We start from the raw sequence: 1,396 nt of genomic DNA, 5'->3' as shown, positions 1-1,396 counted from the left end.
ATGCAACGGGCCATGCCAATATTTATTTCAATATCGAATGGAGTGACGGTCTACCAAAAGAAAAACAAAAAGCTGACCGTCTTCTCGTCCATGGTAATGTGTCAGGCACCACAACAATCTATGTCAAAAATCTTACCGAAGGTCAGCCATTAAAAACCGAAGATTCCATTCCTTTAAATGAACGTGGTCTCTCACTTGTTCAGGTTTCTGGAAAAGCAGATGAAAATTCCTTCAAACTAGCAAATGGCTACACCACAATGAATAAATTGCCATATAAATATGTCCTCAATAGCTATGGAACAACATCAAGCCGTGGCAAAGCAGCAAGCACGCAAAGCCATTTAGGAGACGTGTCCCAAGAATCAGAAGAAAACGCTGCAAACAACAAAACAAAACATGTTGTATTAGGGGGAGTGATTGTGGAAATTGAACGCAGTATGCAAAATGAGGAAACATCAAGCCATGGAAAAGCAGCAAGCGCACAAAGCCCCTTGAGAAAGAATAAAGATTTCTGGGATTTCCGCCTGCAAAGAGCAACTCTTGATGATGAAGGAAAAATTCCAGCTCTTGTCCCACAAGTAGCAAGCTATTTGGTCATGCCAAATGCTCTATTCTCCGCCGACTTTGCTGATGTGAATAATCAAAATACACTGATCAACAATATGCGGACAACAGCAGTTGAAGCAAAGGATCATAAAAACAGAGGAATCTTCTTATCCAGTTATGGTAATAAGATGACATTATCCTCTCACCGTACTCCCTTACAATATGGTTATGGTGCTGATCTGCGCTATGCTGCCTTGCAAGCAGGTGTTACATTAGCCGCGCTAGAAGATCAAAACATAACCACAAATTTTGGTCTTTTAGGAACATATGGAAAACTAGCCTTTACTCCAAAAGATATTGAAGGTGCTGACAAAACGACACTCGATAAGTGGTCACTTGCTGCCTATGGTAACCTCAACCATGACAATGGCATCTACATCAATGCCCTCTTCTCCTATGGAACGCTTAAAGGATATATCAAAACAACTCTCAGAGGAAATACTGCAGAATTGAGTGGTAAGAATACACTCAGTGCATCTGCGACCATCGGACAAAGACTTATAACCAGTGTACCAGGATTGGTTTTTGAACCACAAGCACAATTTGTTTATCAACATCTCATGCTTGGCACCCTCAAAGATATTGATAACTTTGAAGTGAACATGGGCAACCCTCATCAATGGTTAGTGCGTGTTGGTGGACGTTTAACACAAACCACAATTCCTGCTGAAAACGATTATGCCGTTTCTTTCTATGGTAAAGTAAATGTTATTAAAACTTTTGCTGACAATAGTACAATACAGATTGGTGATACGTTCCATCTTGATCCCATGGGAACTTTGCTTGAAGG

Annotated in this window: 1 protein-coding gene; it reads left to right on the top strand. The window is 40.6% G+C overall.

The genetic code is table 11. The features are described 5' to 3' along the window. Window positions 1–1,396, top strand: a 1,396-nt coding sequence (locus PVV68_RS10360) for an autotransporter outer membrane beta-barrel domain-containing protein (RefSeq protein ID WP_273783034.1), incomplete at both ends; no start/stop codon positions are given.

It is taken from the genome of Bartonella sp. ML69XJBT (assembly GCF_028618515.1).
Classification (GTDB): Bacteria; Pseudomonadota; Alphaproteobacteria; order Rhizobiales; family Rhizobiaceae; genus Bartonella.
This window is presented reverse-complemented; position numbering and strand designations above follow the sequence as displayed.